Raw genomic sequence first — 8,341 nt, forward strand, 5'->3', positions numbered from 1 at the left:
TTTATCTACTGACAGCCAAATTGTTAATCTCCAGTTGACATTGGTTTGTTAAATCCTGTTGGCTGCTACTCAATACCTCAAGCAGCAGATAAATGGGATTTTTGCCTTCAACTAATAGATTTAAGGCGAGATAACTTTTTTGACTATAAGCCATCTCTGCTGAGTCTACTAATTTACCTTGCTTGTCCCACAAAGTCAAGCGCAGGGCAACTCCCGGACATTGTTGGTTAGGTAAATTGAGTTTGCCGGTAACTTTTACTTTATCTGAAATGGAACCTAAATACAGAAAAGATGTATCGAGTTTCTTGCTGTTTTTAATTGGATGAGTTACAATATTATATAGGTTATCCGATTCTTGACTTACTGAATAATTGGCACTTGTGTAGATTGATTGATGCAAACTAATCCAATCTAACTGCGTGCCTGGTCGATCGACTATTTGTCGCTGCATTGCATCCAGAGTCCTAACTGCCGTTGCTGTATCAGTCGGCCGCATCCTCCGGTAAACGCTGAGTGTCACGCCGTTTTCTAGCTTAAACTGTTCCGGTAGCAATTGGAAATCGCGGGCAATTTCCCAGTTTTGAGTAAAGGCATCGTACACAACTTTAACAACATCTTGTTCGTGCGATCGCAAAACTTGTTCGTCAGTCGGCAACACCTGCTGAAAAGGTACAGCAACCACCGCATATTGTGCCTGCAACAACTCCGGTAGCGGGTAAGTATCGCGCGAGTCAATTTGCGGCCTCCCGATTGTATTTAATTTCCACCAGCCCTCCGGCGGGTTTAATTTTCGGTTGGCTTGTCTGAGGATATTAGCATTGAAATTGTTAGAAGCACCAGCAATATAAATTGGTTCTTCATTCGGTGCTAATTTTCGCAGAAACTCTACTAATTTTACAACTTCATCGTAGTCCGATCGCACTAACGGCGGAAAATTACCCACAAACAGTCTTGGCAAATCTATTTTGAGAGGAATTAACCCGACTCCGGCATTCAAAACCAGGTACAAACCCGCCGCGCCCAGCATGAAATACCGGACTTTTCCCTTGAGTGTCAGCCAAGTTGTCCAGAAAAATGTGGAGAGTCCCAAAAGTGCGATCGGTGTAATATGAATTGTATAGTGCAAGTAGCCATAACGCAACACTAACAGCCATTCAATCAGCGACAAAACCCCAAACAGCGAAACAAAAATAGCCGCCGCCGGAACCAGCATTCGAGTCAGAATTCCCGCCGAAAAACCAATCAGTACCAGCAGCCAAGTTCCCAAACCGTAAAAATCCGCATAACGAGTTAAAATATCATTTACAGGCAAACTCCAAGCGACATACAAATTGCGGTAGTCAACCGTCAGAGCACTGCGAGTAAAATCCCCCGCTACCAACATTAAAATAATCAAGCTAGTTACAGCTATCAAGCCCAATTTTACAGCGGATTCAAACAAATTTTTCCAACCTTTGTTTTGAATACTTTGAAATAGCAATCCTAAATGACTTGTGGGATGGGCTTCTAGCCCGTCCCGGCTAAAAGCCTGAACCATTGTGATAACTGCCTTGGGATTGCTATACTGTACAATAAACTCGATGAAAGCCTGTAAAGTCGCGGCACCAAAAAATGCGATCGCACTATAAGCAAAATGGCGCCGCAACAGAATCGCCGCCGCCAGCAAAAACCCAATCAACGGGATTTTCCACCAAGATTTCAGCGTGACATCCTGCAAATAAACCAAAATTGCCAAGGCTACAAACACACAGCCGCCAGTATCCAGATATCCCCGCAGAGTCGGTATCCAACTCATAGGAATTAATAAACTCAGCAGCACAGTTGACCAAAATACCCGGCGGGGATAAACTGGAATTAGCTTTGCAGAAATTGCCCCCAGCAACAGACGAAACGGCAGCACATAAATCAGGGATACACTGAGAATGTAACTCAGCCGAGACTCGCCAAATAAGAGAATAAACGGCACTAACGGCAGAGAAATTAATAGGTTTTTTTCCTTAGATAGCGATTCTATAACTCCGCGCCATGCTTTATCTGGCGACTCTCGAAATAAATTTGCCGTGTTGACTGTAGCGGTATTGTATCCCGCGTAATCCCACCAATAAAAAGTATGTTCGCTGGATACATAGATTGATGTTACTGCAACTGTGAGGAGAACAAGTAAAAACAGGAAAAACCCATCAATTAGAAATTTTCGAGGCAATTTAAAAGAAACAACATCAAATACTTCCATCACTCTAGCAACCCTCAATCAATTGTATAGTCCTGGACGCACGGGTAGTCAGAAACCGGGTTTTTTTGCCAAAATCTTGCATCAAAACTTTTAATTTCGGTAAAAACCCGGTTTCTTTGGTATGGATGCGCGTCCAAGATTGTTACCTTAAAACACTACCTTGCAAAAAAACGTCCAACTTTTCTGCATATTGCCGATTCGCGATCGCACTTGGATGAAGGTCATGAGGTAAATTATTATTGGCAGGTATTTTCAAATCAACAGAAATATCCACCGTAGAAATTCCCTCCTGACTTAACTCCCCCAACATCTTAGCAGAACCGACATTAATTCCGGCCACAACTAACTTAACACCATTAGCCTCTGCCACCCGGTGAAACTCTTGAATAATTGCCTTAGAAACCTCATGGCTTCTATACAATCCCTCTTCAAATTGATTGTAATTAACCTCCAAAAAATGGCTTAATGCAGAAACCCGCATCAGCGGGAACTCGCGATATTCAAGTTTTGCCATTTTGTAGGTAAAATTATTTTCTCCATTCAGCCTCGCATCGGGCTGAAATAGAATACCGAGTTTATTCCAAGCAGCCATTTGCTTTCTTCTCGCCCTTAACAAAGTATTGCGGCGGTTATGAAATCCCGCATAAGCAATCACCGCAACTTTGGGTTTATTTCCTTGTTTGAGTGCTTCTTTAAATTGAATCAACGAGTGCAGCGTGCCGTAGCCGTTAACGCCAAAATTCACTATTTCATATTTGGGTAATTTCTCTTGCAACAACCAAGCATAAGTTTCGCTGTCATTCAATGACCAACCGTAGGTAAATGAACAGCCAAATATCCAAATTTTATGCTTTTTTGACGAAGAATTGTAAGTAGTGAGGGGATGTGTTATTCTGAGACTATTATTGAGGTGAGTGGCATTAAATGAGTAATTGCCGTTAAGTGTCACTTTGAATTGACCCGGCAAATGCTTGTAGCCAAGTTCTGAGTCTTTGGTAAAAAAGTTACCTTTGGGTTCGACGGCAACATCAACATTTTCTATTTGCCAGGGTTTGTATCCCGCAACTCGCAAGACAATTTCAGCCGTGGTGGTGGATAAAAAAATTGGAAAAATTAGATATGTTATTAATCTGAAAGCAACAGTTTTAGCAAAATCTTTTTCGATCATTAACATAATATGAAACGTCAGCAAAAGTATAATAAACTGCCATGCCAGTATTCTCTAGTTCATGGATCTAATTTAATTAGATTGAGCGCACCAATATCAGCAACGGGCTAGAAGCCCGTTCCACAATAAAATCTACTCTTTGTGGAACAGGCATCTTGCCTGTTCTTAAGAATGGTGCCACATCTCAGTTTAAACTCACATCTTGCACCAATATCAGCAACGGGCTAGAAGCCCGTTCCACAATAAAATCTACTCTTTGTGGAACAGGCATCTTGCCTGTTCTTAAGAATGGTGCCACATCTCAGTTTAAACTCACATCTTGCACCAATATCAGCAACGGGCTAGAAGCCCGTTCCACAAAAAATAAACTTGATTGTGGAACAGGCATCTTGCCCGTTCTTAAAAAGAGTGCAAAATATTGGTTTCAGCTAATTGAGTGATTCCTAATAACCAGGCTCTTCCTCGTACTCAGGAGTCTTAGTTTTCTCAGGGATATTCACGCGAGGAGCCTGGTAAGGCTTCGGTGCCTCATCGTCAGCCCAAGCATCAGCCTCCACATCATCTTCGTACTCCACCAGCGGCTGCTTCGGGCGAGAAATCTCGGCGCGAGTGTATTGTGGCTTCGCCTCGTACTCCTCCTCCTCGTAATCGTCCTCCTCGCCGCCCCAATTATCCTCTTCGTAATCCTCGTAATCGTCGATGGGCTGCTGCTGTACCTGCACCGCGCGCATCGGCGGCTGGCGAACCGCAGGCCGATTCCACTCTAAATCCTCATCCCAAGGAACTTCCTCCACAGCAGGCGCAGCTACGCGGCTCCGCATTTCCGGTGCAGGTATCCGCACGCCTGGGCCCAATTGATTTCCCGTAGCCACGGGTTTCGGATAATAACCTGCCTCGTCCTCTTCTCGTTCCCAAGGTGCTTGGCCCAAACCAACGCGCTCCAGCAAACCCACACTAAGCTGCCTGAGCCTTTCCTCGGAACCTTCAAACACAATCAAGCGATTCGGGCCGCTGCTGACAATTTCTTCAATCCCCAACTCGTAAGTGCTGAGAACTTGGTCGGGGATTTGGGGGATTCCCAGGGAAGCGATAATTATAGAAACTAACTTACCGTCTTCGGGGTCGAATCTAAAGCCCCGCACCCTACCCAAAAGTTCGCCGGTTTCGGTAATAACTTCGCTGTTAATCAAAATGCTGTAGACTTCAACATCAACATCATCTTCGATCGCGCTCTCATCTTCCACCAACAGCACGTCGCCGATTTCACTGACATTGCTGAGGAACATAAACCTCGGCATTCCAGCGACCGCAAATATATTATCACGCAGACCGATCGCCACAACTTCCCGCCGATCGATGTCCACCCACAATTGACTAACCACCCCCAAGCGTTTACCTCTGTCGCGGGTGATGACCTGAGTGCCTAGAATATCGGAGCGTTGGCAGATTTGTTCGGATGTCATTCTAACTTTAATCCTGATTTATTAAGTACATATATCACTCAACACGAGCGTTAACATAAACTCCGGGACTACAACTTCAGCCCTATGACTTGAGTATAAGCTCCCCGCGCTTGAGTAACGCCAATTGTACGCTCAGCCGATTGAATCATAGGTCGCCGCAAACTCACAACAATAAACTGGGCTTGTTCAGACTGTCGTTTTATCATTCTAGCTAATCGCTCCACATTTGCCCCATCCAGAAACATATCCACTTCATCAAAAGCGTAGAACGTAGACGGGCGGTAGCGTTGCAGCGCAAAAATAAAACTCAGCGCCGTCAACGACTTTTCGCCTCCAGACATGGAAGCCAGCCGCTGTACGGGTTTGCCCTTCGGGTGAGCCACCAAATTCAAGCCACTGCTGAAGGGGTCTTCCTGGTCATCTAGCTGGAGATAGCCATCGCCTTCGGAAAGTTCCGCAAAGATAGTCTGGAAGTTCTCGTTAACCGCGTCGAAAGCTTCTTTAAAAGCGCGCCGCCTGAGTGTGGTAAAATTTTCGATTCTCAACAGCAGTTCAGTGCGTTCTCCTTCCAATGTCGTCAATTTTTGACTTAATTCTTGAAGGCGTTCTTGAGTGCGGTTGTACTCTTCCAAGGCTAGCATATTGACTGGTTCTAAAGCTTGAATGCGCTTGGCGATCGCCTTTACTTCCTGCTGCAATTCCGTCAAATTGGCTTTCTCGACATTTTCAGGAATTGACGGCACGGGGTCGGGCATTTCCGCCCGCTGCGTTTCCAAGAGAGTGCGGATGGCGGCTAATTGTTCCCGGCGTTCTTGCTGGGTTTCGTGCAGTTTTTGCAACTGCCACTGTAACTGTTGTTTGGCTAAATGCTGTTCTCGCAATTGAGATTCCGCCCGATCGCGCTCTCCCTTTTCCACGCCCAATTTTTCCTCAATTTCCCCCAAAGTCGCCTTAGCTGCGGCAATTTGTCCATCGAGTTCTAACTGCTGCGAAACAATGCGATCGAGCGCATCCGCCCCCGCGTTTTGCTGCACTTGCCATTCCTGCAATTTCTCGCTGCCTTCCTTAATTTTCTCTTCCAAGCGCCCGAATTGATTTTCCAAGTCTACAAGGCGCTGCTGGACGTTTCTCAGAGCCAATTCTCGCTCTTGGAGTTGCGCTTCCAAAGCGCGCAAACTCGATTGCATTTGTTGCCATTCGCTGTGACTGTTCGACTCTTCCAACTGCGCCAAAGTTTGGCGGTACTGCTGCAATTGAGTTTCTTGTGCCGGCAATTCTCGTTCCAGCAACTGCAATCTCGATCGCGAATTAGTTAATTCCTGTGTATTTTTCGCAATTTGCGATCGCACTTGTTCCTGTTGCGCTTGCAAATTCTTAATTTCTGAATCCAACTGTTCCAAGCGCAACTGATGTTCGCGCAAATTTTGTTTCGCTTCCATCAATTCTTGGCTGCGAGTTTTGACTGCTAGTGAAGCGCGATCGATCGCAATTTTGCACCGTTCCAAAATCCGCTCAATTTCCTCCAACCTTTCTTGCAGAGATGCGATGGTTCGGGCTTCACTAGCAGCCTCACTCGCCTCAACCGTGCCAAAATGCAAGGTAGATCTATTAGTAGAACTTCCCCCAGTCATCGCCCCGCTAGTTTCCAAAATTTCCCCGTCCAAAGTGACAATCCGGTACTGTCCCAAATAGCGGCGAGCATCGCTGAGGTTGCTAAACACAACCGTACTGCCAAAAACGTAAGCAAAAATTTCCTGATACCGCGAATCGCAATCAATCAAATTAACAGCCGCATCCACAAACCCAGCCGCGCGCCGCAAATTTTCATTCACCGAATACCTGCCGCCCCTAATCTTATTCAAAGGCAAAAAAGTCATCCTTCCCGCCCGTTTTTGTTTCAACAATTCGATCGCAGCAGCAGCCACGCTGTCATCTTCCACCACCATATTACCCATGCGCCCGCCCGCCGCAATTTCCAGAGCCAACTGATAGCGCGGTTCCACCCTACCCAGTTGAGCCACCAAGCCGCAAACTCCGCCAATTCCGCTTTGCGCGACAATTTTGGCAGTAAACGTTCCCGTCGCTTCTTGCAGTGCTTGAAACTGCACTTCTAGTTTGTCTAATTTGCGCTGTCTTTCCCGCTGTTCTTCCAACAAACGAGTTTGAGTTTCCTGTTGCAGTTGCAATTCTTGTTCGGCTTCGACTAAAATTTGATTCAGCGATTCTACTTGCAAAGATGCCACGCCTTTGGTTTCCACAAGGCGATATTGCTGCTCTTTTTTCGCTGCAATTTCCTGTTCCAATACTTGCAGCGATTGGTTTTGTTCTTGAATTTGACTTTGCAGGCGATCGGCTCTTTCGCCAATGGTAGCTTGTTCTGTACGCTGCGGTTCCAAAGTTTGTTGAATTGTTTCGATTTGGCGGTGCAGTTCCGTTTGCTGCTGTACCCAAACTTCGGCCGTGGAGGCGATCGCATTTGCAACTTCCCGATTTTCATCTAAACTTTGCTGGGCTGCGTCCCGCTGTTCCTGCAAACTTCCTATTTGAGACTTAACATAAGATATTTCAATCTCAATTTGCTCCAAACTTTGCCGAAATTGGCGAACTTCTTCCTCGGTTTGTGCTATATTAGCCGCCATTTGCCCAGCAGTTTTTTCCAAATCCTGTTTGCGGTTTTGCAGTTGCCGCCTTTCCGCTTCCTGAGTGGCAATCGTCGCTTGCAAAGCCAACAATTCCGACTCTCCCAAAGCTTTAACGCGGGCATTCAGCGCGTCTAGTTCGGCGGTTGCTGCTTGAATTTGGGTGCTAATTGTTTGCAGTTGTTCGGTGAGAGATGCCGAAGTGCGATCGCCCGTTTCGATTTGTTCGCGCAGTTTCCATTCTTGCTGCTGCAATTGCCGGAATTTCAGCACAATTTCCCATTGCGACTTTTCTTGAAATTCCGCCCGCAGCTTTTGATATTTTTCCGCTTTTGTGCGATCGGAAGCAAGTCTATCGCGCTGAGACATCAGCTCTTTTTCTACAATCCTGCTGCGTTCTTCCACCTCCTTAACTTCATCCAACTTCTGCCTAGCTAAAGAGATTTTGCGATCGAACTGAGCCACCCCAGCCAATTCGTCAATGATTTCTCTGCGTTCCTTAGAATTCATCGAAATAATGCTGGTAACGTCTCCTTGTAGCACGACGTTATAGCCTTCGGGATAAATTCGTAAGCGGTTGAGTTGTTCGTGAAGTTGAGTCAGCGTGCAAGGTTGGCCGTTAATGTAATAAGTTGAAGTGTAAGTACCTTGGCGAGTTACCCGAAGTTTGCGCGTTACACTCCACTCATCCGATTTTGGATTTTGGATTTTGGATTTTTTATTAGTAGCGAGTAGTTGTCCGTTGTTGTCTTGACTTGCTGCGATTTCAATCTCTTCTACGTCTTCAACAGATAACTCATCCGATTTTGGATTTTGGATTTTGGATTTTCGATTGGCA

Annotated in this window: 4 protein-coding genes; all 4 read right to left on the minus strand. The window is 45.7% G+C overall.

What is annotated here, in order from left to right:
• Position 1: 1 nt before the first annotated feature.
• Complete coding sequence (locus QT973_RS07330; protein ID WP_333243185.1) at positions 2–2,233, minus strand: hypothetical protein; 2,232 nt, start codon at positions 2,231–2,233, stop codon at positions 2–4.
• Between the two features lie 142 nt (positions 2,234–2,375).
• A complete protein-coding gene (locus tag QT973_RS07335; protein WP_333231352.1) occupies positions 2,376–3,407 on the minus strand; it encodes an SGNH/GDSL hydrolase family protein in 1,032 nt (343 codons plus the stop codon).
• Positions 3,408–3,844: 437 nt separating this feature from the next.
• Complete coding sequence (locus QT973_RS07340) at positions 3,845–4,864, minus strand: PRC-barrel domain-containing protein (RefSeq protein ID WP_333053364.1); 1,020 nt, start codon at positions 4,862–4,864, stop codon at positions 3,845–3,847.
• 68 nt (positions 4,865–4,932) lie between these two features.
• Positions 4,933–8,341: chromosome segregation protein SMC (smc, locus tag QT973_RS07345; protein ID WP_333391042.1), on the minus strand; the 3,409-nt coding region annotated here is incomplete at its 5' end.

It is taken from the genome of Microcoleus sp. Z1_A1 (genome assembly GCF_036700305.1).
Lineage (GTDB): Bacteria > Cyanobacteriota > Cyanobacteriia > Cyanobacteriales > Microcoleaceae > Microcoleus.